Source organism: Pseudomonas sp. E315 (genome assembly GCF_055406205.1).
In genome coordinates this window covers 63,116-88,654 of sequence record NZ_JBUZPJ010000004.1, presented here as the reverse complement: position 1 = coordinate 88,654, position 25,539 = coordinate 63,116, and the positions used below count along the sequence as shown (strand labels likewise).

The following is a 25,539-nucleotide window of genomic DNA, read 5'->3' as shown; positions in this document are numbered from 1 at the left end:
CTCAATTAAACCAATACGCCGGACTGGCGCAGGGCCTGACGCAGCGGTTCGTGGCAGGCTTCGCTGAGCCAGGTGAGCGGCAGACGGATACCGTCCGGCATCAAGCCCATCTCATGCAGCGCCCACTTCACAGGGATAGGGTTGGATTCGATAAACAGGGTTTTGTTAAGCGGCATCAACTTTTCGTGAATCTCACGTGCTTTGACTGCATCACCGGCCATCGCAGCCGCGCACAGATCGCTCATAGCACGTGGAGCAACGTTGGCAGTCACCGAAATATTGCCTTTGCCGCCCAGCAGGATCAGCTCAACGGCGGTAGCGTCATCGCCGGAATACACCAGAAAATCGCTGCTGACACCGGCCAAAATATCTTTGGCGCGTTGCAGATCGCCGGTCGCTTCTTTGATGCCGATGATGTTTGGCACTGTGGACAAGCGCACAACCGTGGCGGGCAGCATGTCGCACGCGGTACGACCCGGGACGTTGTAAAGGATCTGCGGGATGTCCACCGCTTCAGCGATGGTCTTGAAATGCTGATACAAGCCTTCTTGAGTCGGCTTGTTGTAATACGGCGTCACCAGCAGGCACGCATCAGCGCCAGCGGCCTTCGCATTGGAGGTCAGTTCGATCGCTTCACGCGTCGAGTTAGCGCCTGTACCGGCAATCACCGGAATACGCCCTGCAACCTGTTTGACAACGTGACGAATCACTTCGATGTGTTCGTTCACATCCAGAGTTGCTGATTCACCTGTAGTGCCAACGGCAACAATGGCGTTGGTGCCCTCTTGCAGGTGAAAGTCCACCAGTTTGCTCAGAGCGTCCCAATCAAGACGACCTTGTGCATCCATAGGTGTGACCAGTGCCACCATACTGCCCGCAATCATGCAACCGCTCCTGCCGGAAAAAGAGAGCCGTAATGGTACTGGCGCCATGACCCTTGCACAAGCAACAGCGCGCCCGATGAGCATTCCCCTTCGCGTTGCTTTTCGCTACCCTTCAACCTTTGATTGGTACTGATGTGTATACGCGCCTGTTTCACAGGTAGTTATTACGAGCCAAAAGCCCCGCCCAAACGCCGCCGCATTCGATTTGCAATGCCTGCAAACCGTCTGTGGCGATGCTTTCGTGGATGTTTGGCCCGTGATAAACACCTTGTAGTTGCGGCACATCCCATGAACGTACCGACCACTCATCGTTTTAGGAAGGCTGAATGTCCACCCCCACAGTTCGCGAACAATTCCTTGTCATCAGTGCCCTTGGCGCCAACCCAATGGAGCTGACGAACGTGCTGTGCCGCGCCAGCCATGAAAATCGCTGCGCCGTTGTAACCTCCCGCCTGACTCGTCACGGCGAGTGCAGCGCGCTGATCCTGGAAATCACGGGCAGCTGGGATGCTCTGGCCAGACTTGAAGCGGGCCTGCCTGCCCTGGCCAAAAAGTACGCATTTACCGTCAATGTAGTGCGTAGCGCCGCCCTCGAAAATCGACCACAAGCCCTGCCGTACGTGGCGTACATCAGCTCGGCTTATCGCCCGGACATCATCAACGAGCTGTGCCAGTTCTTTATCGACCACAACGTTGAACTCGAAAACCTGACCTGCGACACCTATCAGGCACCGCAAACGGGCGGCACCATGCTCAACGCCACGTTTACCGTGACCCTGCCTGCGGGCGTGCAAATCAGCTGGTTGCGTGATCAGTTCTTGGACTTCGCCGATGCGTTGAACCTTGATGCACTGATCGAACCTTGGCGCCCACAGAACCCGATGTAAGGAGCTCGACCTATGGCCGTAGCCATTGACCAACCCGTTAGTGACTTTCAGATCCCGGCAACTGGCGAGAAAACCGTCAGCCTGTCCGAACTTAAAGGCAAGCAGGTGGTGATTTACTTCTACCCCAAAGACAGCACGCCGGGCTGTACCACTGAAGGCCAAGGCTTTCGCGACCACTACGCCGAGTTTCAGGCAGCCAACACTGAGGTGTTTGGCGTGTCTCGCGACAGCCTCAAGTCCCATGAGAACTTCAAGGCCAAGCAAGCTTTTCCGTTTGATCTGTTGAGCGACAAGGACGAAGCCCTGTGCCAACTGTTTGACGTGATCAAGCTGAAAAAACTGTACGGCAAGGAATACATGGGCGTAGACCGCAGCACGTTCTTGATCGACAAGGAAGGTGTGTTACGCCACCAATGGCGCGGCGTGAAAGTGCCAGGCCATGTTGAGGCAGTGCTGGAACAGGCCAAGGCGCTTAACAACGCCTGAGTCGAACTGTAGGAGCGAGCTTGTGGCGCCATCGCTAGCAAGCTTGCCCCTACAGAGTTATCGAGTGTTACTGACGCACTAACCTCACATTTTGAAATTCAGCCGCGTCAGTGCTGCGGTATGGGTTGATGTCCAGCCCACCACGACGCACATAGCGCGCATACACGGTCAATTTCTCGGGCTTGAGCAAGCGCTGCAAGTCGAGAAAAATCCGCTCAACACATTGTTCATGAAAGTCTGAGTGCTGACGAAAGCTCACCAGATACGCCAGCAAACTGGCGTGATCCAACGCTGCGCCACGGTACTCAACCACCACTGTGCCCCAATCGGGCTGACTGGTGACCGGGCAGTTAGATTTGAGCAAATGGCTGTAGACGGTCTCTTGGACCACCTTCGACGCATCGCACTCAAGCAGCTCGGGGCGCGGCTGCGCGTAGTCACTGACCGTGATGTCCAGGTCATCAATGCACACACCCGGCAAAACACCGACGCCATCTGCCTGAACCTCGTCAAGGCTGCGTACACGCACGCTCACAGGCTTGCCAGACGCCGCTGACAAATCGGCCTGCAAAGTGGCGACAAGGCTTGGCTTATCGGCAAACACAGTCTGGTTCAATGAGTTCAGATACAACTTGAATGATTTGGACTCAACGATGTTCGGTGAGTCTGCAGCAAAGCAGAACTCACCAATGGCGACCACTGGCTTGCCCGATGGCAACAACCACGACAGCTCGAAGCAGGTCCAAAAATCGACGCCCACATAAGGCAGCGTTTCGGCGCTCAACCCAAGCTCTGCCCATTTGGCCGCGCGTGGGATCGGGAACAGCAAGGACGGGGTGTAGGTGCTGATGTATTCACTGGACTTGCCCAGCGGCGAGTGTTCGGCTGCGGGATGCATGAGAAAAACCTGGCTAGAAAAACCCTGCGATTCTATCGGGTTTACGCCAAGCTTTCAGCGCTCACAGACGATCAGACTGATTCAAGGTGCAACTTTCAGCGTGCCAACCATGCCCGCTTGATAGTGGCCAGGCACATTGCAGGCGAACTCCAAGTTATCGGCTTTGGCAAACATCCACGTCAGCTCAGCTGTTTTACCCGGCTCAACCAGCACGCTATTGGGGTCATCGTGCTTCATGCCGTGCATCGCCATTGAGCCGTGGCCCATCGCTGCATGATCCATATCAGGGCGATTCATGCCTGTCGGCGTCATCATCCCGCTCTGCTGCATCTTGAGCATTTCTTTCTGGTGTTCAGCATGCATCGCTGCATCTCCCAGATTGAACTCGTGCAGCAGTTGGCCTTTATTGACCAGCACAAAGCGCACCGTCTCACCAGCCTTCACCTCTACAGACTTGGGCGTAAAGGCCATATCGGTCATGTCCACCTCCACAGTGCGCGTGGCGCTGGCGGCAGGTGCAGGCTGACCGAATGAGTAGTGATCCGCAGGCGATGCGATAGCTGGCATGTTCAGCACCAGCAAACAACCCGCAAGGGCCAAACGATTACGTGCAGTCATACGAACTCCAGAAGGCTAACATTCAAACGTTCACTAACTTTAGAACCTCGGCGCTGGCATACAACTGACTGCAAGATTACAACTTTGTCAGTTTTGCCCTGCACCTAAAGGGCCAATGTATAAGGCTGAGGTTATTTTTTGATGAGTCGCCCATGAAACTGCTGATAGTCGAAGATCAGGTTAAAACCGGGCAATACCTGCGCCAGGGTTTAAGCGAAGCCGGATTCACTACCGAACTGGCCGCCGACGGCATCACCGGTCAGCATCTGGCGCTGACTGGCGATTACTCACTGTTGATTCTCGACGTCATGTTGCCGGGACGCGATGGCTGGCAAATTTTGCAAGCGGTACGCAGCGCCGGGCTGGATATTCCCGTGTTGTTTTTAACCGCTCGGGATGCTGTCGAAGACCGTGTTCATGGCCTGGAACTAGGGGCGGATGATTATCTAGTCAAGCCGTTTGCGTTTTCCGAACTGCTGGCCCGTGTGCGCAGCTTGTTGAGGCGCGGCAGCAACGCGACACAAGAAACCCATCTGCAATTAGCCGACTTGCGCCTGGATCTGATACGCCGCCGCGTTGAACGTAACGGTCAGCGTATCGACCTCACCGCCAAAGAGTTTGCCCTTTTGGAGTTACTCCTGCGCCGCCAGGGCGAGGTGCTACCCAAATCCTTGATTGCCTCGCAGGTGTGGGACATGAACTTCGACAGCGACACTAACGTTATCGAGGTCGCTATTCGCCGCTTGCGGCTCAAAGTCGACGACAGCCATGAACACAAACTGATCCACACCGTACGTGGCATGGGTTATGTGCTTGAAGAGCGGCCCGAGTAATGCGCCGCTTGTCACTGAGCAGTCGCCTGGCACTGTTATTTGCAGGCTGCACGGCGGTGGTCTCACTATTTGCGGGGGTGCTATTCGGGCGCGCCAGCGAAGTCCACTTTGTTGAACTTGACCAACAACTGATGGAGAGCCGCCTCGCTGTGCTGCGCAATACCTTGCAAGGCGCCGAAACGCTTGAACGCTTCACCCAGCGCCTACCCGACCTGTTACAAGACTTGAGCCACCAGCCTGACCTTGCGGTACGGGTGCGCGGCCCAGACGGCCACCTGTGGTTTGACAGCTCCACTCGGCTACCCGCAGAACTGCCGACAACCCCCGGTTTGGGCAGCCTACAAATAAACGGCACCGATTACCGTGTACTCACCCCAAGGCCTGACTCACCCAATGCGCCGCGTCTGACGCTGTTATTGGACATCACCCACCATCAGCACTTCTTGCAACGCATGCAGCGTCTGATTTGGATGACTGTCGGGCTCTCAGCGCTGGCTACGGCCATTCTGGGCGCATGGGCAGCCCGTAGCGGCTTGCGTCCTTTGCGGCGCATGAGCGCGATTGCAGCCAGCGTTTCAGCCAACTCGCTTAACGCCCGTCTGCCCCAAGCACAAATGCCGGCCGAACTGGCTGATTTGGCCGCCGCCTTTAATGCAATGCTGGAACGTCTGGATGATTCATTTCAGCGCCTGTCAGCGTTCTCGGCTGACATTGCCCACGAACTGCGCACCCCGCTGTCCAACCTGCTGACCCATACCCAAGTCACTCTCACCCGCCCACGTGACCTCGAAGCCTATCGCGAAGCGCTGCACAGCAACCTCGAGGAGCTGCAATGGATGGCACAACTGGTCAACGACATGCTGTATCTGGCCAAAGCCGATCATGGCTTGCTTACACCCCGTCGCGAGCCCTTGAACTTGGCCCATGAGGTAGACGCGCTGCTGGAGTTTTATGCGCTTCTGGCCGAGGACTCCCGCATCGAATTAACCCGCGAAGGCAGCGCGCTGGTTGCCGCAGACCGTAGCATGCTGCGACGCGCGCTCTCTAACTTGCTGGATAACGCACTGCGCTACACACCGGCGGAGGGCACGATCAAGGTTCATATTGAGCCGAACGAACCTCAGCTGCGGATCACCATTGAAAACACGGGCCCAGGCATTCCCCCAGCGCTGATGCCACGCTTGTTTGATCGTTTTTATCGGGCAGACCCGGCGCGGCGCGAAGGCAGCAATGAACATGCCGGGTTAGGACTGGCCATCACCCAATCGATCATTCGCGCCCATGGCGGGCAGATCAGGTGCGAGTCTCAGGAAGGAATCACGCGATTTGTAATCGAACTGCCTACAACCTTGTGAGCCGAAAACTACTGTAGGAGCGAGCACGCTCGCTCCTACGCCGACCAGGATCAATCAGGAATAGCGCAACGCATGAGCAGGCTGAATTTTGGCTGCGCGATAGGCCGGGTACAACGTAGCCAAAAAGCTCAACACAAAACCCGCCGCGCAAATCAATGCCACGTCGCCGCCTTGCAGCTCTGACGGCAGATTGCTGACGAAATACACGTCCGAACTGAAGATATGCTGCCCGGAAACCCGCTCCATCCAGCCCACCAGCTCACTGACATTCAGCGCCGCAATCACACCCAACACGCCGCCAATCAAAGTACCGACGATCCCGATCACAGTACCCTGCACCATGAAGATCGCCATGATCTGGCGAGGCGTGGCGCCAATGGTGCGCAAGATGGCAATGTCAGCGCCCTTGTCGTTCACCACCATAATCAGCGTGGCAATGATGTTGAACGCAGCCACTGCGACAATCATCAGCAGCAACAGGCCAATCATGGTTTTTTCCATTTTCATGGCGCTGAACAAGCTGCCTTGCGTATGAGTCCAGTCATCCGCCTTGTAGGCTGCGCCCAATCCCGTGACCACTTGTTGCGACACCTGCGGCGCGGCGTACAAATCTTTGACTGCCAGGCGCACGCTTTGCACCTGATGAGGCTCCCAGCGCTGCATAGTGGCCGCGTCAGCCATATGGATCAGCCCCATCGAGCCATCCAGTTCAGCCCCAACCTTGAAAATCCCGACCACATTCAAACGCTGCAAACGCGGAGTAATCCCGCCCGGCGCAGTGCTGGCCTCGGGCACGATCAAGGTAATCTTATCCCCCACGCCCAAGCGAAAACGTCGAGCGGTAATATCACCCAACACCACGCCAAACTCGCCGGGTTGCAGGTCTTCCATTTTGCCCTGCACGATGTGCTGGGTAACGATTGAGACATTCCCTTCAAGAGCCGGGTCAACGCCGCTGATCTGGATCGGCTGCATCATGCCTTTGTAAGACAGCATGCCTTCAAGCTCGGTAAACGGCACAGCCGCCGTCACTTGCGGGTTTTTCATGGCCGCATCAGCCACCGGACGCCAGTCATCAATCGGCTTAACACCCACGATGGTTGCGTGCGGCACCATGCCGAGGATGCGGTTACTCATCTCGCGCTGAAAACCGTTCATCACCGACAACACGACGATCATGGACAACACGCCCAACGCAAGGCCGATCATCGAGGTCATGGAGATAAACGAAACAAAACGATTGCGGCGCTTGGCGCGGGTATAGCGCGTGCCGATAAAAATCGATAACGGTCTGAACATTCGCGGGCACCGTATAAAAATAAAAGACCCGACGCCCGCCAAGGCATCGGGTTTTGGCCGATCAAATCGTGGTCAAACGACCTTCTTGAAGGTGCAACACGCGATCCATCTGGCGAGCAAGGTTCATGTCGTGGGTCACCACCAAAAACGCTGTGCGCATTGAGGTGCTGAGTTCCAACATCAAATCTTGAATACCTTGCGCAGTGTGGGAGTCAAGGTTGCCAGTCGGTTCATCGAGCATCACCAGCGCCGGCTTGTTGACCAGAGCACGCGCGATAGCAACACGCTGACGCTCACCACCGGACAACTCTGCTGGCTTGTGCTCAAGGCGATGCCCCAGACCCACACGCGTCAACAAAGCCGTTGCGCGCTCACGGGCTTGCGGGATCGAGGTCTTGCCGATCAACAACGGCATGCAAACGTTTTCGAGCGCAGTGAACTCTGCCAGCAAATGGTGGAACTGATACACAAAACCCAACGAGCGGTTGCGTAACTGACCCCGGGCCTTTTCACTCAGCGCCGAGAGCTCTTCACCCGCCAACCAAACACTGCCAGTGGACGGCGTATCAAGGCCGCCCAGCAAGTTGAGCAAGGTACTTTTACCCGAGCCCGAGGTGCCGACAATGGCAACGCGTTCACCGGGGTGCAACTCAAGCTGCAAGCCGGACAACACCACCACTGATTCCGGGCCTTCCTCGTAGGCTTTGCCCAGATCACGGCAACTCAACACTGCTTGTTCTTTCATGCCCAACTCACTCATAACGAAGCGCCTGCGCAGGCTGGGTGCGCGCAGCACGCCAGGCCGGGTACAAGGTCGCGAGGAAACTCAGAACCAATGCCGCACCGCACACCATCAACACATCCTGTGCCTGCAACTGCGACGGCAAGTAGTCGATGAAATACACGTCGGCGTTGAGAAACTTGTGGCCGATCAGGCCTTCAAGGCCCGAAATGGCAGCACTGACATTAAGCGCGGCCAGCATGCCCAGCACGGCACCTATCGCCGTACCGACCACACCAATCACCGTGCCCTGCACCATAAAGATCGCCATGATCGTGCCGGGCGTAGCTCCCAGAGTGCGCAGGATCGCGATATCGCCCTTCTTGTCATTCACCACCATCACCAGCGTGGAAATAATGTTGAAGGCGGCCACTGCCACGATCAGCAACAGCAACAGGCCGATCATGGCTTTCTCCATGCGAATGGCCTGATACAGATTGCCGTGGGTGCGAGTCCAATCACGGGCGTAGTAGCGGTCTTCGCCTAACTGCTGAGCGATTTCCCATGCCGTGCGTGGCGCCTGAAACAGGTCATCAAACTTAAGGCGCAAACCCTGCACCTGGTCAGGCTTCCAGCGCTGCAAACGCGCCAGGTCCTGCAAGTTGGTAATGCCCAAGTAGCCGTCGATTTCACCAGCACCCACATGGAAGATGCCTTGCACAGTAAAACGCTTCATGCGCGGGAACATCCCCGCTGGCGTTACCGTGACTTCGGGCGCCACAAACGTCAGCTTGTCACCCATGGCAACGCCGAGCTTTTTGGCGGCTTTGTCGCCGATGATGATGCCGAAGCTGCCGGGCGTCAGTGAGTCGAGCTGACCTTGCAGCATGAACTGATCAATGATCGACACCTTACGCTCTTGAGCCGGGTCGATAGCATTGAGCAGGACTTTCTGCACATTGCCGTCATGGGTCAGCAGCCCCTGCATCTGGGTGTACGGCGCAACCGCCTCCACCTTCGGGTTCTGCTTGACCTTGGCGGCCAGGCTTTGCCAGTCGCTGATCGGTTGATCACCCGCAATGGTCGCGTGGGGCACCATGCCCAGCACGCGGGTACGCATCTCATGATCGAAGCCGTTCATTACCGAGAGCACAACGATCATTACGACCACGCCGAGGGCGAGTCCGATCATTGAAGTCAGAGAAATGAACGACACAAAATGATTGCGACGTTTTGCACGGGTATAACGCGTGCCAATAAATACGAAGAGAGGTCTGAACATGTCGGGGCTTGTTCGAGGGAAAAGAAGACGTCCTTGTGGCGGGGCCTGATAAGCAGCTTTACACTCAGACCACAGCCGCCACCATGGGTTCGCCATGTCGACATTAGATGAAGCAGATCGCCGCGAATACTACCGTATCGAGGATGTGATCGCACTGGAAATAACCCCACTGTCTGCCCCCGAGGCCGCGAGTGACGAAGTGTTGCAAGATGCTTCGCCTTTATTCAATTTACTCAGTGAGTTACACCTCAGTGAATTCGAGGCCCAGCACTTGCTGCGCCAGATCAGTGAGCGCGACCGCTCCATCTCCAGCTACCTCAAAGTACTGAATAAGCGCATCGACCTGCTCAGCCAGGTGGTTGCGCAAACAGTGCTGGGCAAAATCGGCGAATTGCAGCCGGTCAAGCTGTCAGAAGGCGGCATCGAGTTCCACCACCCCAAAGCCTACCCGGCAGGCTGCCATCTTTCGGTCAAGCTGGTGCTAATGCCTCAAGCGCTGGGTTTATTGCTGCGAGCCAAGGTCACGCACTGCGAGGCACGCAACGGTGGCTATGAGATCGGCACTGAGTTCGAAGCCATCACCGATGCCCAGCGCCAACTCCTGGCCCGCTACATTTTGCAAAAACAAGCGCTGGCACGCCGACTGGCCCGCGAAAAAAGTGAAGCGGGCGAAGAAGAGTAAGCACGACTCAACGCTTTGAACTGCGTACTAAGGAGCAAATGTGACCCTGATTTATGGCCATCGCGGCGCCAAAGGCGAAGCACCGGAAAACACCCTTGCCAGCTTCGAGCAATGCCTCAAGCATGGCGTTCGCCGTTGCGAACTCGACCTGCACTTGTCCAAAGATGGCGAGCTGATGGTGATCCATGACCCAACCCTCAAGCGCACCACTGACCGACGCGGCAAAGTCATCGAGCATACTGCTGCTGACTTGACCACTTACGACGCACGCAAAGGCGGCCCGGGCTGGGTGCATCCGTGCCCGATCCCACGCCTTGAAACATTGTTTGAGGCGTGCAACTTCGACCATTGGCAGTTAGAAGTGAAAAGCGCCTCTCGCACCCGCGCCGCCACCACAGTGCTGGCGATTCGCGAAATGGCCCAGCGTCACGGCCTGATGGACAAGGTCACCGTAACCTCCAGCTCTCGCGAAGTGCTAAAGGCCGCAATCGAACTGACACCGGATTTGTCCCGCGGGCTGGTGGCCGAATACGCTTGGCTCGACCCGCTGAAGGTCGCCCAAAACTATGGCTGCGAGATGTTGGCATTGAACTGGACACTGTGTACCCCAGAGCGCCTGGAAAAAGCCCAGCGTCAGGGTTTGCATGTGTCGGTATGGACAGTCAACGAACCTGCACTGATGCGCAGGCTCGCTGATTTCGGCGTAGACAGCCTGATTACAGACTTTCCCGGTTTGGCCACTGCCACCCTTGGGAATGGCTGAAATCGGTCTCCCCGGCCGGCTCAGGCCACCGGCCGGAGCCGCTTAAAAAAGCCGGTTAAGGCCGTCGTAAGCAGCTACCCGATAGGCTTCGGCCATGGTCGGGTAGTTGAACGTGGTGTTAACGAAGTACTTCAGGGTATTGAGTTCGCCCGGCTGGTTCATGATCGCCTGACCGATGTGCACGATCTCTGACGCCTGATAGCCGAAGCAGTGAACACCCAGCACTTGCAGGGTTTCACGGTGGAACAAAATCTTCAGCATGCCCTGAGGCTCACCAGCAATTTGTGCCCGCGCCATGCCCTTGAAAAACGCCTTGCCCACTTCGTACGGCACTTTCGCCTGAGTCAGTTCTTGCTCGTTTTTACCGATCGAGCTGATCTCAGGAATGGTGTAAATGCCCGTTGGCACGTCATTCACGAAACGCCAGCTGCCATTATCAACAATGCTGCCTGCTGCCGAACGACCCTGGTCGTGTGCGGCACTGGCCAGACTTGGCCAGCCGATCACATCGCCCGCCGCATAAACGTCTGGCACAGAGGTGCGATAGTTTTCGTCAACACTGATCTGGCCACGACCATTGGCTTTGATGCCGATGTTCTCCAGACCCAGTTGATCTGTATTGCCAGTACGGCCATTGCACCAGAGCAAGGCATCGGCCTTGATCTTCTTGCCGGACTTAAGGTGCAAAATCACGCCATTTTCAACGCCTTCAACGCGCTCATACTCTTCGTTGTGACGCACAGTGATGTTGTTGTTGCTGAAGTGATAGCTGAGCGCTTGCGAGATCTCGGAGTCAAGGAAGCTCAACAACTGCTCGCGGTTGTCAACCAGCTCAACCAACACACCCAGACCACTGAAGATCGACGCGTATTCACAACCAATCACGCCTGCGCCGTAAACAATCAGCTTGCGCGGGGTGTGGCCGAGACTAAGGATGGTGTCGCTATCGTAGATACGCGAGTGGGTGAAGTCGATGTCAGCCGGGCGATACGGGCGCGAACCCGTTGCAATGATGACCTGCTTGGCCATCAGGGTCTCAACTACACCGTTAGCGCACACCACTTCAATGGTTTGCTCATCGGTAAAGCTGCCGATGCCAAAAAACAGGTCTACGCGGTTGCGTGCGTAGTAGCCGGTGCGCGAAGTCACCTGCTTGGAAATAACTTTTTCGGCGCTTTTCAGTACGTCCGGGAACGAGAACCAGCGCGGCTCACCAATGGCCCGAAACATCGGATTGGTATTGAACTGCATGATCTGCCGAACCGAGTGACGCAAGGCCTTGGACGGGATTGTGCCCAAGTGCGTGCAGTTGCCGCCAACCTGGCGCCGGCTATCAACCATTGCCACCTTGCGCCCTGCTTTTGCGGCGTTCATTGCCGCACCTTCTCCTGCCGGGCCAGAACCCAGTACCACTACGTCGTAGTTGTAGACAGCCATGCGTACTCCTCAGAACGGGCCGGGGCTCCCTTTTGGATGCCTGCGGCTAAATCATGACGCGGCCAGCGCCATGAAGGATCAAAACGTGGGGCACAGTCTATAGAAGCCTGAACGCCGCGAACATTAACCCTTGGTCTCGTCGTAGGCTAATTTTGTCTGCACTACATCAACTATCACCCGAAAGCTCCGGCGAAAAGCACGATTTGTGTAGCCGTTGATGGGTAGAACGAGGCTACGTCCAGTGGCGCAGCCTTCGGTAGCTGCTAAGGGTTTAGAGCGCTCCGCACACAAAAACGCCCCGAACCAGTCGGGGCGTTTTCAGTTGCGGCGGTTACTTAGCGCGGGAACGCTGGCGGGTTAACGCCGGCCATGTCTTCCATCACGCGAACAACCTGGCAGCTGTAACCAAACTCGTTGTCGTACCACACGTACAGCACAACGCGGTTGTCGTTACAGATAGTGGCTTCAGCATCGACCACACCTGCGTGACGCGAACCTACGAAGTCAGTGGAAACCACTTCCTGCGAGCTCACGAAGTCGATTTGTTTGTGCAAATCGGAGTGCAGCGCCATGTGACGCAGGTACTCGTTCATTTCTTCACGAGTGGCCGCCTTCTCAAGGTTCAGATTGAGAATGGCCATCGACACGTTCGGCGTAGGAACACGGATCGCGTTACCGGTCAGCTTGCCAGCCAGCTCAGGCAAAGCCTTGGCAGCAGCAGTAGCCGCACCGGTCTCAGTGATCACCATGTTCAGCGCAGCCGAACGGCCACGGCGATCGCCCTTGTGGAAGTTGTCGATCAGGTTCTGGTCGTTGGTGTACGAGTGAACCGTTTCAACGTGACCGTTGACGATGCCGAACTTGTCATTAACAGCCTTGAGCACCGGCACGATGGCGTTGGTGGTGCAAGAGGCCGCCGAAATGATCTTGTCGTCAGCGGTGATTTCGCCGTGGTTGATGCCGTGAACGATGTTTTTGAGCTTGCCTTTACCCGGCGCAGTCAATACAACGCGGTCGATACCCGGGCATGCCAAGTGCTGGCCCAGACCATCGGCATCACGCCACACACCGGTGTTGTCCACCAGCAGAGCGTTTTCAATGCCGTACTGGGTGTAATCCACCTCAGTCGGGTTCTTGGCGTAGATCACCTGAATCAGGTTGCCGTTGGCGGTGATGGTGTTGTTGACTTCATCGATCACGATGGTGCCATCGAACGGACCATGTACCGAGTCACGACGCAGCAAGCTTGCACGCTTGACTAGGTCGTTGTCGGCGCCTTTACGCACCACGATGGCACGCAGACGCAGGCCGTCGCCACCACCGGTTTTTTCGATCAGGATGCGCGCCAGCAGGCGGCCAATACGACCGAAGCCGTACAACACAACATCGGTGCCTTTACGTGCAGAAGCGTTTTGCTGACCCACAACATCGGCCAACTCTTCGCGCACGAACTGCTCGGCAGTCCGGCCATTGCCCTGAGCCTTGAACTTGACGGCCAGCTTGCCCAAGTCTACTGAAGCAGCGCCGAGCTTGAGCTCGCTCATTGCTTTAAGCAGCGGGAAAGTTTCGTGTACGGACAATTCGCTGTCATCAGATTGACGATGACGCGCAAAGCGGTGAGCTTTGAGAATCGCAATGACTGAACGGTTGATCAGGCTGCGGCCATAGATCGAACTCACCACATTGTTATTGCGGTAGAGCTGACCAATCAGCGGAATCATCGCTTCTGCGAGTGCTTCACGGTCGATCCATTCACCAAGACACTGGTCGGGCTTCTGAGTCACGGGAACCTTCCACATGTAGGGGCTGAAAAAAGGGGCTACATTATGCCGCTGCGCCCAGTCATGGGCAATGCGCGCCTGTCACATGGCAAAACTGAAACGATTAAGCTCCAACAAATAAAGGCGAAAAAAACTCTCACCCCCTGTTTACAAGCACGTTAAACGCCCTACAAAGCCTTGCGGCGCTGTCTTTACGGTCACTTTGCAGGCTTTTAACAGGCCCGGCACAGACGACAACTGACAGCCGGTGCCTTGGGCCGCTACAATCTGCCTCTTTGCCGCAACGCTTGGAGCTCAACCTTCCGTGCCCGTCCTGCGTCTACCCAAACTTCCTGCTACGGCAGGCAAACAGCACTGGGGCAACCTGCCCGGTGCTGCCCTGAGCCTCGCAATTGCCGAGGCTGCCAGCGCCGCCAAGCGCTTCACCCTGCTGCTCACCGCCGACAGCCAAAGCGCCGAACGCCTTGAGCAGGAACTGAGGTTCTTCGCGCCCGAGTTGCCGGTGCTGCACTTCCCTGACTGGGAAACCCTGCCCTACGACTTGTTTTCGCCGCACCAAGACATCATTTCCCAGCGCATTGCCAGCCTGTACCGATTGCCTGAGCTGGATCATGGCGTTTTGGTAGTGCCGATCACTACCGCCCTACATCGCCTGGCCCCCACCAAGTTTCTGCTCGGCAGCAGCTTGGTATTGGACATCGGCCAAAAGCTGGATGTAGAGCAAATGCGCACACGCCTTGAGGCCAGTGGTTACCGCTGCGTCGACACTGTGTACGAGCATGGTGAGTTCGCGGTACGGGGCGCGTTGATCGACCTGTTCCCGATGGGCAGTAAACTGCCCTATCGGATTGACCTGTTCGACGACGAAATTGAAACACTGCGCACCTTCGACCCAGAAAACCAGCGCTCCATCGACAAAGTTGACTCGATCCGCTTGCTGCCGGCACGTGAATTCCCCCTGCAAAAAGACGCCGTTACGCGCTTTAAAGCGCGCTTTCGCGAACGCTTTGATGTGGATTTTCGTCGCTGCCCAATCTTTCAAGACTTGAGCAGCGGGATTACTCCTGCCGGTATCGAGTACTACCTGCCGCTGTTCTTTGATGAAACCTCGACCTTGTTCGATTACCTGCCGGGGGACACGCAAGTGTTCTCGCTGCCGGGTATCGAGCAAGCTGCCGAAAACTTCTGGTCGGACGTGCGTAACCGCTACGAAGAGCGCCGCATTGATCCATCGCGCCCTTTATTACCGCCGGCTGAACTGTTCCTGCCGGTAGAAGACTGCTTCGCACGCCTCAAAAACTGGCCGCGCGTAGTTGCCAGTCAAGATGACGTGGACACTGGCAGCAGCCGTGAGCGCTTCCCGGCTCAGCCCCTGCCCAACCTTGCGATCGAAGCCAAAGCCAATCAACCATTGGCTGCACTGTCTGGCTTTTTGGAGCAATTTGAAGGCCGCGTTCTGTTCACTGCCGAATCGGCTGGGCGGCGCGAAGTGCTGCTCGAACTGCTCGAACGCCTTAAATTGCGCCCAAAAACAGTCGACAGCTGGCCCGATTTTGTTTCCAGCAAGCACCGTTTGGCCATCACCATTGCGCCACTGGACGAAGGCTTGCTGCTGGACGACCCAGCACTGGCGCTGATCGCCGAAAGCCCGCTGTTCGGCCAACGCGTGATGCAGCGTCGGCGACGCGAAAAGCGCGCCGATGCCAACAATGATGCCGTCATCAAAAACCTCACTGAGCTGCGGGAAGGCGCGCCGGTGGTGCATATCGATCACGGGGTGGGCCGTTATCAGGGGCTGGCGACGCTCGAAATCGACAATCAGGCAGCCGAGTTTCTGACACTCGAATACGCCGAGGGCGCCAAGTTGTACGTGCCCGTGGCCAACCTGCACCTGATTGCCCGCTATACCGGCAGCGACGATGAACTGGCGCCGCTGCACCGCCTGGGCTCAGAGACGTGGCAAAAAGCCAAGCGTAAGGCGGCCGAACAAGTGCGCGATGTCGCCGCCGAGCTGCTCGACATTTATGCTCGGCGTGCTGCCCGCGAAGGCCATGCCTTTGATGACCCGAAAGCCGATTACGCAACATTCAGCGCAGGCTTCCCGTTTGAAGAAACACCCGACCAGCAAACCGCTATCGAAGCTGTGCGCGCCGACATGCTCGCGCCAAAACCGATGGATCGTCTGGTGTGCGGTGACGTGGGCTTCGGTAAAACCGAAGTGGCCATGCGCGCCGCTTTTATTGCCGTTCACGGCGGGCGTCAGGTGGCGATTTTAGTCCCCACCACCCTGCTCGCCCAGCAGCACTACAACAGCTTCCGCGACCGTTTCGCCGACTGGCCCGTACGGGTTGAGGTCATGAGCCGCTTTAAGTCCGCCAAAGAAATTAACGCTGCAGTGGCGGATTTAGCCGAAGGCAAAATCGACATCGTGATCGGCACCCACAAACTGCTGCAAGACGATGTAAAGATCAAAAACCTCGGCTTGGTGATCATCGATGAAGAGCACCGTTTCGGCGTTCGCCAGAAAGAACAACTCAAGGCCCTGCGCAGTGAGGTCGATATTCTGACCCTGACCGCGACACCCATCCCACGCACGCTGAACATGGCGGTGTCGGGCATGCGTGACCTGTCGATCATTGCTACGCCACCTGCACGGCGTTTGTCTGTTCGCACTTTTGTGATGGAGCACAACAACAGCACGGTCAAAGAGGCCTTATTGCGCGAGTTGCTGCGTGGCGGTCAGGTCTATTACCTGCACAACGATGTCAAAACCATCGAAAAATGTGCCGCTGACCTCGCCGAGCTGGTGCCTGAGGCGCGTATCGGTATCGGCCACGGCCAGATGCGCGAGCGTGAACTCGAACAGGTGATGAGCGACTTCTATCACAAGCGTTTCAACGTACTGATTGCCTCGACCATCATCGAGACCGGTATCGACGTACCCAGTGCGAACACCATCATCATCGAGCGCGCTGACAAATTTGGCCTGGCGCAATTGCACCAATTGCGCGGGCGCGTAGGGCGCAGCCACCACCAGGCTTACGCTTACCTGTTGACACCACCGCGCCAGCAAATTACGGGCGACGCACAAAAGCGCCTCGAAGCCATCGCCAATACTCAAGACTTGGGCGCAGGCTTTGTGCTGGCCACCAACGATCTTGAAATCCGGGGCGCCGGCGAATTGCTCGGTGACGGGCAAAGCGGCCAGATCCAGGCCGTCGGTTTTACCCTGTACATGGAAATGCTTGAGCGTGCGGTGAAGTCGATCCGCAAGGGCGAACAACCCAACCTTGACCAACCTCTGGGCGGCGGCCCGGAAATCAACCTGCGTTTGCCCGCTTTGATTCCCGAATCGTATCTGCCCGATGTTCATGCGCGACTGATTCTGTACAAGCGCATCGCGTCAGCCACCGACGAAGAAGGCCTCAAGGATTTGCAGGTCGAAATGATCGACCGCTTCGGCTTGCTGCCCGAGCCCACCAAAAACCTGGTGCGCCTGACTCAACTCAAATTGCAGGCCGAACAGTTAGGCATCAAAAAAGTCGATGCCGGGCCCCAAGGCGGGCGCATTGAATTTGAAGCCACCACCCCGGTTGACCCACTGGTATTGATCAAACTGATCCAGGGCCAACCGAATCGCTACAAATTCGAAGGCGCGACGCTGTTCAAGTTCATGGTGCCAATGGAACGTCCTGAAGAACGCTTCAACATTCTGGAGGCTTTGTTTGAACGCCTCGCTCCGAAGCCTTCCTGATGGGATTTGCGCAATGAAGTACCCATGCCCTTAAACCAGACACCTCGGCTGACCAAGCCGCTGGCACCGACTTGGGTCAGCCGATTCAAAGAGCAAAGCCTTGAGCGTGGCCGACGTTACGCTCGAGAAAACCGCGTCAGAATCGCTCAAATCGGTGACAGCCAGATCACTGCCAGCTGTCAGGGCTCTAGCGATAACACCTACCGCCAGACCATCGCGTTGCGCGAGTCCGCCAAGGGCTCGTTGCTGTTGGTCAGCGCAAACTGCACGTGCCCTGTGCGCACCAATTGCAAGCACACGGCCGCCGTATTACTGAAGATTGAAGACACTTTGAACTACCCCGCTGCCGCCCAGGACGCCGAGCTTCTGGAAAAACTCCAGGCCGTGCTCGATTCACGCCGCCCCAGCAACCTGCCCGAGCACCTGCTTGACGATGTACTGCCCGTGCCGCGCTTGTGGCTGGCCAGTGCCGAGTTCAGCGCATTTGAGCCACGTAACGGCAAAATGCAGCGCTACATCCAACACAGGGCAGCGCTGTCGTTCAACTACTTGGAACATTACGTATCAGGGCAAAAAAACGCTGACGTCTTGATCCGCCAAGACGAGCAAACCCTGCGAATTAAGCGCCACCCTGACGTTGAAAACGCCTACCGCGAGCAACTTCGGGCGCTGGGTTTCAAAATTGCCACGCGCCAGAGCAAAGCGCTGCCAGAGAGCGCTGGCGAACTGTTTGAAATGGTCAATGACAGCGCCTGGCTGAACTTCACCCTCAACCAAATGAACAGCTTGCGCGAGCAAGGTTGGGAACTGCAGGTCGACGAAAACTTTGGTTTCGATCTGAGCCCTATTGAGGAATGGTACGCCCATGTTGACGAAGCCCCCGAGCGCGACTGGTTCGACCTAGAGCTGGGAATCATCGTCAATGGCCAGCGCCTGAGTTTGCTGCCGATCTTGCTCAACCTGATGCGCTCGCACACCGAAATCCTCAGCCCGGAAAAACTCGCTAAACGCCGCGACGATGAGCTGATTCTGGTCAACATTCCGGCCATTCCCAACAGCACCAAAGCCCCGCTACAGGTTGCCCTGCCCTATGGGCGCCTGAAACCCGTATTGGCAACGTTGGGCGAGTTCTATCTGGGCGAAACAGGCGCTACAACGCTGCGAATCAAAAGCGCCGATGCCCCGCGCCTGAACGCCTTGGATGCGCTGCCTCTGCGCTGGGAAGGTGGGGAGCAGATTAGAGGCTTTGCCCAACGCCTGCGGGATATCAAGGACTTCAGCGTTGAAGCGCCCGAGGGCTTGAACGCTACTTTGCGCCCCTATCAGCTCGAAGGCTTGAGCTGGATGCAGTCACTGCGCCAGCTTGAAGTGGGCGGTATTCTTGCGGACGACATGGGCCTGGGTAAAACCCTGCAAACTCTGGCGCATATTCTGTGCGAGAAAAACGCAGGGCGGCTGGATCGCCCGGCGATGGTGGTCATGCCCACCAGCCTGATTCCTAACTGGATGGACGAAGCGGCGCATTTCACCCCACAGCTCAAAGTATTGGCGCTGTACGGGGCAAGCCGCAAAAAACACTTTGAGACACTCAACGATTACGACGTCATCCTCACCACTTATGCCCTGCTGCCCAAAGACCTTGAACACTTGGCAAAGCTGCCACTGCACATCCTGATCCTCGATGAAGCGCAGTACATCAAAAATCCCGGCAGCAAAGCGTCGCAGGCTGCACGCGAACTGATTGCGCGCCAACGCTTGTGCTTGAGCGGAACACCACTGGAAAACCACTTGGGCGAATTGTGGGCGCTGTTCCACTTTTTGTTGCCGGGCTGGCTTGGCGACGTCAAAACCTTTAACCGCGATTACCGCGTACCCATCGAGCGCCAAGGCAACGATGAGCGCCTGCAACATTTGAATGCGCGGATTAAACCGTTTTTGTTGCGCCGTACCAAAGAGCAAGTCGCCACCGAGCTGCCGCCCAAGACCGAGATCATCCATTGGGTCGACCTCAACGAGGCGCAGCGCGATGTGTACGAAACCATGCGCTTGGCGATGGACAAAAAAGTACGCGATGAAATTACTCGCAAAGGTGTAGGCCGCAGCCAGATCATCATCCTTGAAGCGCTGCTCAAACTACGCCAAGTGTGCTGCGACCTGCGACTGGTCAGCGACACACCACCGAAAAAAGGCAGCACCTCGGGCAAACTCGACAGCTTGATGGTCATGCTCGAAGGCTTGTTCGCTGAGGGGCGTCGCATCCTGCTGTTTTCCCAGTTCACCTCAATGCTGGGCTTGATCGAAGCAGAACTGAAGAAGCGTAAAATCAGCTACGCCCTGCTGACGGGCCAAACCCGCGACCGGCGCACGCCAGTCAAGGACTTCCAAAGCGGCAAGTTGCAGATTTTTTTGATTAGCCTCAAGGCGGGCGGGGTTGGCTTAAACCTGACGCAAGCGGACACGGTGATTCACTACGACCCTTGGTGGAACCCGGCAGCGGAGAACCAGGCCACTGACCGCGCGTACCGAATCGGACAAGAAAAACCGGTATTTGTGTACAAAATGATCGCCCGCGGCACCGTAGAGGAAAAAATCCAGCACCTGCAGCAAGAAAAGTCAGATTTGGCAGCAGGCGTACTGGATGGGCGAATTGCCGGAGACTGGAAACTACAGGACGACGACATCGACGCATTGTTTGCACCGCTGCCGCCTAAAACCGAGAAACGTTAAAACCTGAAACTCGAACACTTATAGTCGCTGCCGCAGACTGCGATGGATCGCAAGCGGCCCGCGGCATCGACTACAACGCGACTAACCCTTTAGCACGCGAGCGAGAGTCGCTTTAACCTTGCCCATGCCGTCGTGCAACGCCTGCTCGATTTCAGCCATGGTAATGATCGCGGTGGACTTGCCCGCTGCCGGGTTAACCACCAGCGCCAAACACGCGTAGTCCAACTCCAACTCACGGGCCAGTGCCGCTTCAGGCATACCGGTCATGCCCACAATGTCGCAACCATCGCGTTCAAGACGGGCGATTTCCGCTACCGTCTCCAGTCGCGGGCCTTGAGTGGCGGCATACACGCCATGACTGCTGTAGGCACATCCTTCAGCGGCCAACGCCGCAATCAGTTGCTCTCGCAGCGACTCGGTATAGGGGTAACTGAAGTCGATGTGGGTCACGTGCTCCAGATCACCTGCAAAATAGGTGTGCTCGCGGCCACTGGTGTAGTCGATCAGTTGATGCGGCACGCAGAAGTGACCGGTGCCCATTGCCATGTGAATCCCGCCAACGGCATTGACCGCCAGAATCGCTTGCGCCCCGGCCTGCTTCAAGGCCCACAGGTTAGCGCGATAGTTGACCTGGTGCGGCGGCACACGATGGGGATGGCCATGACGCGCCAAAAACAGCACTTCACGCCCACCGAACTCACCAATCTGAATATCCGCCGAGGTTGGGCCATAAGGTGTGTCCAGTGCCAAGGAGCGGCTGATGGTCAACCCTTCAAGTTGAGTCAGCCCTGTGCCGCCGATAATTGCGTAAACCGTCATTAAATCGCCCCCTTAATCAATCAATTGAGCATCTTTGAGCGCGCCAAGTGCAACCAGCCAACGCGGGTTCTGACGGTAATCTGTGCTGGCAACTGCCTGAGCACGCATACGTGCAATCCGCGCAGACGGTGTCACTTTCATGCGCTGAGCAGCGCTCAGTGCCAGCTCGGCAGCCGCACGGTCATTGCACACCAGCCCCATGTCACAACCCGCCGACAAGGCCGCCTCAATGCGACTGGCTGCATCGCCCACCACATGAGCGCCCGCCATCGACAAGTCATCGCTGAAAATCACGCCATCAAATTGCAACTCGCCGCGCAGGATGTCTTGCAACCAGCGACGAGAGAATCCCGCAGGCTGACTGTCTACTTGGGGGTAAATTACGTGAGCCGGCATTACGGCGGCGAGCTGCTTGCTCAAGCGCGCAAAGGGCACAAGGTCATGAGCACGAATCTGCTCAAGACTGCGCTCATCGGTCGGAATGGCGACATGCGAATCAGCCTCTGCCCACCCGTGCCCCGGAAAATGCTTACCCGTGGCCGCCATGCCCGCGTCGTTCATGCCGCGAATAAATGCCCCCGCCAAAGTGGCTGCACGCTCAGGATCACCTTCAAATGAACGGCTGCCCACAACAGCACTGCGCTGGTAATCCAGATCCAGCACCGGCGCAAAGCTCAAGTCCAGCCCCACGGCCAAGACCTCTGTGGCCATGATCCAGCCGCACTGCTCAGCCAGATACTCTGCATTGGGGTTATCAGCAATGGCGCGCATGGCAGGCAAGCGCACAAAACCCTGACGCAAACGCTGCACTCGGCCGCCTTCCTGATCAACAGCCAGCAGCAAGTCCGGGCGAATAGCGCGAATCGAAGCGCTCAGCTCTCGCACCTGACGCGGGTGCTCGATGTTGCGCGCAAAAATAATCAGACCGCCCACTTCAGGCTGGCGCAGCAACTGCCGGTCTTCAGCCGTCAGCCACGTACCGGCGACGTCCACCATCAAGGAGCCTTGCAAGGCACAACTCATGGAAAATCCTTTAAAAAGAGAGCGCTTACTCTGCGCTTAACAGGCGCGGACACAGACAAGTGCGCCGCCAAAAGAGGCAACGGCAACGAATTGTAAGGGGGAAGTAAGTCAGGGATAGGCATGGCGGCTAGCTTAGCGGAACTCAGCTGCCACGCCCACCTGCACAGGTCAAACCTTGCTGGCGACCGGCGGTGTTTTAGTGCGCGGACGTAACTGAGCGCTGACCATCGCCGGGTCGACAACACCGCTTTCGGCACGCATGCCAGCCGCGAGGAATGGCACCATCAAACGCATCACCTGCTCAATTGAGGTGTTGACCCCGAAGTCGGTTTCAGCAATGGCACGCAAGGCCTTGATACCCGACATGCTGAACGCCGCAGCACCGAGCATGAAATGCACGCGCCAGAATAATTCGATAGGCGGAATTTGCGGGGCGGCTTCATTGACCAGCAACATGTAGCGGCGAAATACCTTGCCATACATGTCTTCAAGGTAGCGACGCAAGTGGCCTTGGCTCTGGCTGAACGCCAGCCCCAGTAAACGCATGAAGATGGACAAGTCATTGCCACTGCGAGGTTGAATCACCAGCGCCTGCTCCACCAGCATCTCCAGCAACTCTTCAAGGCTGGGTCGATTCTCTGGCTTGGCTTGGCGACGCTCCAACTCACGATCCAGATTGGCGCAAAAAGGGCCCAGAAAACGCGAAAAAACCGCCTGAATCAGTGCCTTCTTTGAGCCGAAATGGTAATTAACCGCTGCGAGGTTAACCCCCGCCTTACTGGTAATCAGCCGTAATGAGGTTTCGGCAAAACCTTTTTCCGCGAACAATTGCTCGGCAGCATCGAGAATGCGTTCAACGGTTTCCGACTGGGCCATGGCTACTCCGCCTGACAAACATTTAAACAGTTGTTTGAAACATACGTTTCAGAATGTAAAAAGTCAAGGCGGGCATTTGCTTGGCGACCGCACGACCCGGCATTTAACCACAGCCTCGGCCAGCAACGCGCCACCTGATAAAGTGCGCAACACTCTGCTTATTGGTGACCGTCCAGCGGACTGCTGGAAATGGAGGATTGCCAATAAGCCTTCACTGTATATAATCCCAGTCACTGTATAAAAAGACAGAGCGATCAACATGCTAAAACTGACGCCACGCCAAGCTGAGATCCTGGCTTTTATCAAGCGATGCCTGGACGACCACGGCTATCCGCCTACCCGTGCCGAGATTGCACAGGAGCTGGGCTTCAAGTCCCCAAATGCGGCCGAAGAGCACCTCAAGGCACTGGCCCGCAAGGGTGCAATCGAAATGACCCCCGGCGCTTCGCGAGGTATTCGCATCCCCGGCTTTGAAACCAAAGCCGACGAATACTCCCTGCCCATCATTGGCCGAGTCGCTGCGGGCGCCCCGATTCTGGCGCAGGAACATGTCGAAGAATCGTGCAACATCAACCCTACCTTCTTCCACCCACGAGCCGACTACCTGCTGCGCGTACAAGGTATGAGCATGAAGGATGTCGGCATCCTCGACGGCGACCTTCTTGCAGTCCACACCTGCCGTGAAGCCCGTAACGGCCAGATTGTTGTCGCTCGCATTGATGACGAAGTGACAGTAAAACGCTTCAAGCGCGAAGGCAGCAAAGTCTGGCTTATCGCTGAAAACCCAGATTTCGCGCCCATTGAAGTCAATCTCAAAGAGCAGGAACTGGTTATCGAAGGCCTGAGCGTAGGCGTTATTCGCCGCTAAAGGAGGCGCCATGCAGTTCCCGCATACACCACTACCTGCACAACTGCCCTTGTTCGAGGTGTTCATGGCCCAACCCATGCCACCTGCAATCAAAGATGTGCTTGATTCACCCTGGAGTGCAGAACCCGAAGTCTTCAGTGAGCTGACGTTACGTGGTGCTGCCGAGAACTGCTTGAACCTGCTTGCCCCCATGCTGCGCGAACTGAGCGAACAACAAGATGCCCGCTGGCTGACGCTTATCGCACCTCCAGCCAGCCTGACGCAAAGCTGGTTACGTGACGCAGGCCTGAACCGCGAGCGCATCCTGTTGTTGCAACCCAACGGCAACAAAAGCGCATTACAACTGACCTGCGAGGCACTGCGGTTGGGGCGCAGTCACACCGTCGTGAGTTGGATCAACCCGCTCAACGCCGCAGCCCGGCAACAGCTCATTGGCGCAGCACGCATGGGCCACGGGCAAAGCCTGAATATTCGCTTGGGTTAAACAGACACCACTGCCACAGGGCCTATGCATAGCGCAAAAGCCAACCTGTGGCACGTATCGACCACAAACCGCTCAGGTCAATGAAGAACCCGCGGCCCGTCGTCTTTTTCCAGTTCGCCTTCTGCCAGCCGACCTGCCATTTGCACGCCGACACTGAGCATGGCTTTAGCCACTTCTACATGTTGCCCTTGAAGAAAGGCCTTGGCGTCTTCGGAAAAGTTCAGCGTCACCAAAGACCCCTCGTCCTCAGCCCGGCGCAACTCGATACGGCCGTCAGGCAATTCGACAATTTCTAGAAAGGACGTTGGCATAAAAGTTTGTTCTCCACGAAAGCGCGGGATTATATCAGTCATCCTTTGGGAATTTGCCAGGTTGTGCGGCGCTTTCGTGACGGACTGATGAATGACTGTACAGTTTCAGCCTAGACCATCAGCACTCATTGAGCCCATCGCGGAAGCGAATCGCCAGCCCCTTAAGGTTCTGGCGCCACTCTTCCAGCGTTTCGCGCGCCAACGCTTGCGGCTCCTCTTGCTCCAAAGTGACGGTTTCAATCAGAGGCTGAAACACATCTGCTTTCACCTTTTTAGGCGCTTGCAGCGGCTGATACAACCCAGCGTGGGTAGCCACTAACTGAGCCAGCCAGCTCTGCGGTGATCGCGCCAACTCGACAAGCTCAGCCAATTCAGGAATAGCTTTTGCATCCAGCACGTCTTGAGTCAGCAACAACTCAACCCGATTTGCGCTGGCCTGAGGCAGGCGATAGAACCCCGCAATCTCATGACACAAGCCCAGCAACGCGCCATACAAGTGGAACACCGCAGACTCACGCTCAGCTTGAACCAACGCCTGAGCATTCATCGCTCGACCCGCCACAGCTTTATTCATAGCTTCAAGCGCCAAACCGGCAAAATAGATTTTCTGATTGGTACGTGTATAGAGTTCGTGAGCCATGCAGGCGCTCCACAACGAATTGAATTAGGGCTGACGCAGTCTCAGGGAAGAATGACCGCATGCGCAAGCGCCAGAAACGGCGAATGCCCACTGTAGCTGCTACAGCGAGCT

The 25,539-nt window shown here is 56.7% G+C and carries 23 protein-coding genes; 10 read left to right on the top strand and 13 right to left on the bottom strand.

The window, feature by feature from the left end; all coding sequences use genetic code 11:
- Positions 1-5: 5 nt before the first annotated feature.
- Positions 6-884, bottom strand: a complete 879-nt coding sequence (gene dapA / locus ACZRJQ_RS07630) for a 4-hydroxy-tetrahydrodipicolinate synthase (protein ID WP_463977761.1) — start codon at positions 882-884, stop codon at positions 6-8.
- 326 nt (positions 885-1,210) lie between these two features.
- Here dapA and ACZRJQ_RS07625 point away from each other — a divergent pair, with 326 nt between their 5' ends.
- The gene (locus ACZRJQ_RS07625; protein ID WP_463977760.1) at positions 1,211-1,771 is read left to right on the top strand and encodes a glycine cleavage system transcriptional repressor; all 561 of its coding nucleotides are present in this window, start codon (positions 1,211-1,213) and stop codon (positions 1,769-1,771) included.
- 12 nt (positions 1,772-1,783) lie between these two features.
- On the top strand, positions 1,784-2,257 hold the full coding sequence (locus ACZRJQ_RS07620) for a peroxiredoxin (protein WP_463977759.1): 474 nt from the start codon (positions 1,784-1,786) through the stop codon (positions 2,255-2,257).
- 67 nt (positions 2,258-2,324) lie between these two features.
- Here the strand turns inward: ACZRJQ_RS07620 and queF are convergent, their stop codons facing one another.
- Complete coding sequence (gene queF / locus ACZRJQ_RS07615; RefSeq protein WP_463977758.1) at positions 2,325-3,155, bottom strand: NADPH-dependent 7-cyano-7-deazaguanine reductase QueF; 831 nt, start codon at positions 3,153-3,155, stop codon at positions 2,325-2,327.
- 81 nt (positions 3,156-3,236) lie between these two features.
- Complete coding sequence (copI, locus tag ACZRJQ_RS07610) at positions 3,237-3,773, bottom strand: copper-resistant cuproprotein CopI (RefSeq protein ID WP_463977757.1); 537 nt, start codon at positions 3,771-3,773, stop codon at positions 3,237-3,239.
- A gap of 152 nt (positions 3,774-3,925) precedes the next feature.
- Here copI and ACZRJQ_RS07605 point away from each other — a divergent pair, with 152 nt between their 5' ends.
- Positions 3,926-4,606, top strand: coding sequence for a heavy metal response regulator transcription factor (locus tag ACZRJQ_RS07605; protein ID WP_463977756.1), 681 nt, complete (start codon positions 3,926-3,928; stop codon positions 4,604-4,606).
- Positions 4,606-5,961 carry a heavy metal sensor histidine kinase gene (locus ACZRJQ_RS07600; RefSeq protein ID WP_463977755.1) on the top strand — a complete coding sequence of 452 codons (1,356 nt, stop codon included), beginning with the start codon at positions 4,606-4,608 and terminating at the stop codon, positions 5,959-5,961. Before ACZRJQ_RS07605 ends, ACZRJQ_RS07600 begins: the two co-directional genes overlap by 1 nt.
- A 54-nt stretch (positions 5,962-6,015) precedes the next feature.
- Here ACZRJQ_RS07600 and ACZRJQ_RS07595 read toward each other — a convergent pair whose 3' ends face one another.
- The 3 genes from ACZRJQ_RS07595 to ACZRJQ_RS07585 form a co-directional block, all read right to left on the bottom strand.
- Entirely contained in the window at positions 6,016-7,260 is a 1,245-nt protein-coding gene (locus ACZRJQ_RS07595) for a lipoprotein-releasing ABC transporter permease subunit (protein ID WP_463977754.1), read from the bottom strand.
- A gap of 61 nt (positions 7,261-7,321) precedes the next feature.
- A complete protein-coding gene (lolD, locus tag ACZRJQ_RS07590; RefSeq protein WP_463977992.1) occupies positions 7,322-8,005 on the bottom strand; it encodes a lipoprotein-releasing ABC transporter ATP-binding protein LolD in 684 nt (227 codons plus the stop codon).
- Positions 8,006-8,012: 7 nt separating this feature from the next.
- Positions 8,013-9,263 (bottom strand): lipoprotein-releasing ABC transporter permease subunit, encoded by a 1,251-nt coding sequence (locus tag ACZRJQ_RS07585; RefSeq protein WP_463977753.1) that lies wholly within the window; start codon positions 9,261-9,263, stop codon positions 8,013-8,015.
- A gap of 94 nt (positions 9,264-9,357) precedes the next feature.
- On the opposite strand from ACZRJQ_RS07585, the gene ACZRJQ_RS07580 reads away from it, so the two are divergent.
- Both ACZRJQ_RS07580 and ACZRJQ_RS07575 read left to right on the top strand, forming a co-directional pair.
- On the top strand, positions 9,358-9,945 hold the full coding sequence (locus ACZRJQ_RS07580; protein ID WP_463977752.1) for a PilZ domain-containing protein: 588 nt from the start codon (positions 9,358-9,360) through the stop codon (positions 9,943-9,945).
- Positions 9,946-9,985: 40 nt separating this feature from the next.
- On the top strand, positions 9,986-10,708 hold the full coding sequence (locus tag ACZRJQ_RS07575) for a glycerophosphodiester phosphodiesterase (RefSeq protein WP_463977751.1): 723 nt from the start codon (positions 9,986-9,988) through the stop codon (positions 10,706-10,708).
- A 42-nt stretch (positions 10,709-10,750) separates the two neighbouring features.
- Here the strand turns inward: ACZRJQ_RS07575 and sthA are convergent, their stop codons facing one another.
- Both sthA and ACZRJQ_RS07565 read right to left on the bottom strand, forming a co-directional pair.
- Complete coding sequence (gene sthA, locus ACZRJQ_RS07570) at positions 10,751-12,145, bottom strand: Si-specific NAD(P)(+) transhydrogenase (RefSeq protein ID WP_463977750.1); 1,395 nt, start codon at positions 12,143-12,145, stop codon at positions 10,751-10,753.
- Positions 12,146-12,480: 335 nt separating this feature from the next.
- Positions 12,481-13,944, bottom strand: coding sequence for a glyceraldehyde-3-phosphate dehydrogenase (locus tag ACZRJQ_RS07565; protein ID WP_463977749.1), 1,464 nt, complete (start codon positions 13,942-13,944; stop codon positions 12,481-12,483).
- A gap of 286 nt (positions 13,945-14,230) precedes the next feature.
- Here ACZRJQ_RS07565 and mfd point away from each other — a divergent pair, with 286 nt between their 5' ends.
- Positions 14,231-17,680: a transcription-repair coupling factor gene (gene mfd, locus ACZRJQ_RS07560; protein ID WP_463977748.1), complete on the top strand. Its 3,450-nt coding sequence runs from the start codon at positions 14,231-14,233 to the stop codon at positions 17,678-17,680.
- 24 nt (positions 17,681-17,704) lie between these two features.
- A complete protein-coding gene (locus ACZRJQ_RS07555; protein ID WP_463977747.1) occupies positions 17,705-20,407 on the top strand; it encodes an SNF2-related protein in 2,703 nt (900 codons plus the stop codon).
- Between the two features lie 81 nt (positions 20,408-20,488).
- On the opposite strand, the gene ACZRJQ_RS07550 is transcribed toward ACZRJQ_RS07555, so the two are convergent.
- The 3 genes from ACZRJQ_RS07550 to ACZRJQ_RS07540 form a co-directional block, all read right to left on the bottom strand.
- The gene (locus ACZRJQ_RS07550) at positions 20,489-21,226 is read right to left on the bottom strand and encodes an S-methyl-5'-thioinosine phosphorylase (protein WP_463977746.1); all 738 of its coding nucleotides are present in this window, start codon (positions 21,224-21,226) and stop codon (positions 20,489-20,491) included.
- A gap of 12 nt (positions 21,227-21,238) precedes the next feature.
- Positions 21,239-22,237, bottom strand: coding sequence for a beta-N-acetylhexosaminidase (gene nagZ / locus ACZRJQ_RS07545; protein ID WP_463977991.1), 999 nt, complete (start codon positions 22,235-22,237; stop codon positions 21,239-21,241).
- A 180-nt stretch (positions 22,238-22,417) separates the two neighbouring features.
- Positions 22,418-23,125, bottom strand: a complete 708-nt coding sequence (locus tag ACZRJQ_RS07540; RefSeq protein WP_463977745.1) for a TetR/AcrR family transcriptional regulator — start codon at positions 23,123-23,125, stop codon at positions 22,418-22,420.
- Between the two features lie 259 nt (positions 23,126-23,384).
- Here ACZRJQ_RS07540 and lexA point away from each other — a divergent pair, with 259 nt between their 5' ends.
- Together lexA and sulA are read left to right on the top strand one after the other, a co-directional pair.
- On the top strand, positions 23,385-23,993 hold the full coding sequence (gene lexA / locus ACZRJQ_RS07535; RefSeq protein WP_463977744.1) for a transcriptional repressor LexA: 609 nt from the start codon (positions 23,385-23,387) through the stop codon (positions 23,991-23,993).
- 10 nt (positions 23,994-24,003) lie between these two features.
- Positions 24,004-24,477 (top strand): SOS-induced cell division inhibitor SulA, encoded by a 474-nt coding sequence (gene sulA, locus ACZRJQ_RS07530; RefSeq protein ID WP_463977743.1) that lies wholly within the window; start codon positions 24,004-24,006, stop codon positions 24,475-24,477.
- 77 nt (positions 24,478-24,554) lie between these two features.
- Here sulA and ACZRJQ_RS07525 read toward each other — a convergent pair whose 3' ends face one another.
- Together ACZRJQ_RS07525 and ACZRJQ_RS07520 are read right to left on the bottom strand one after the other, a co-directional pair.
- A complete protein-coding gene (locus tag ACZRJQ_RS07525) occupies positions 24,555-24,788 on the bottom strand; it encodes a hypothetical protein (protein ID WP_268796842.1) in 234 nt (77 codons plus the stop codon).
- A gap of 118 nt (positions 24,789-24,906) precedes the next feature.
- Positions 24,907-25,428, bottom strand: coding sequence for a DUF6586 family protein (locus tag ACZRJQ_RS07520; RefSeq protein WP_463977742.1), 522 nt, complete (start codon positions 25,426-25,428; stop codon positions 24,907-24,909).
- Positions 25,429-25,539: the final 111 nt, after the last annotated feature.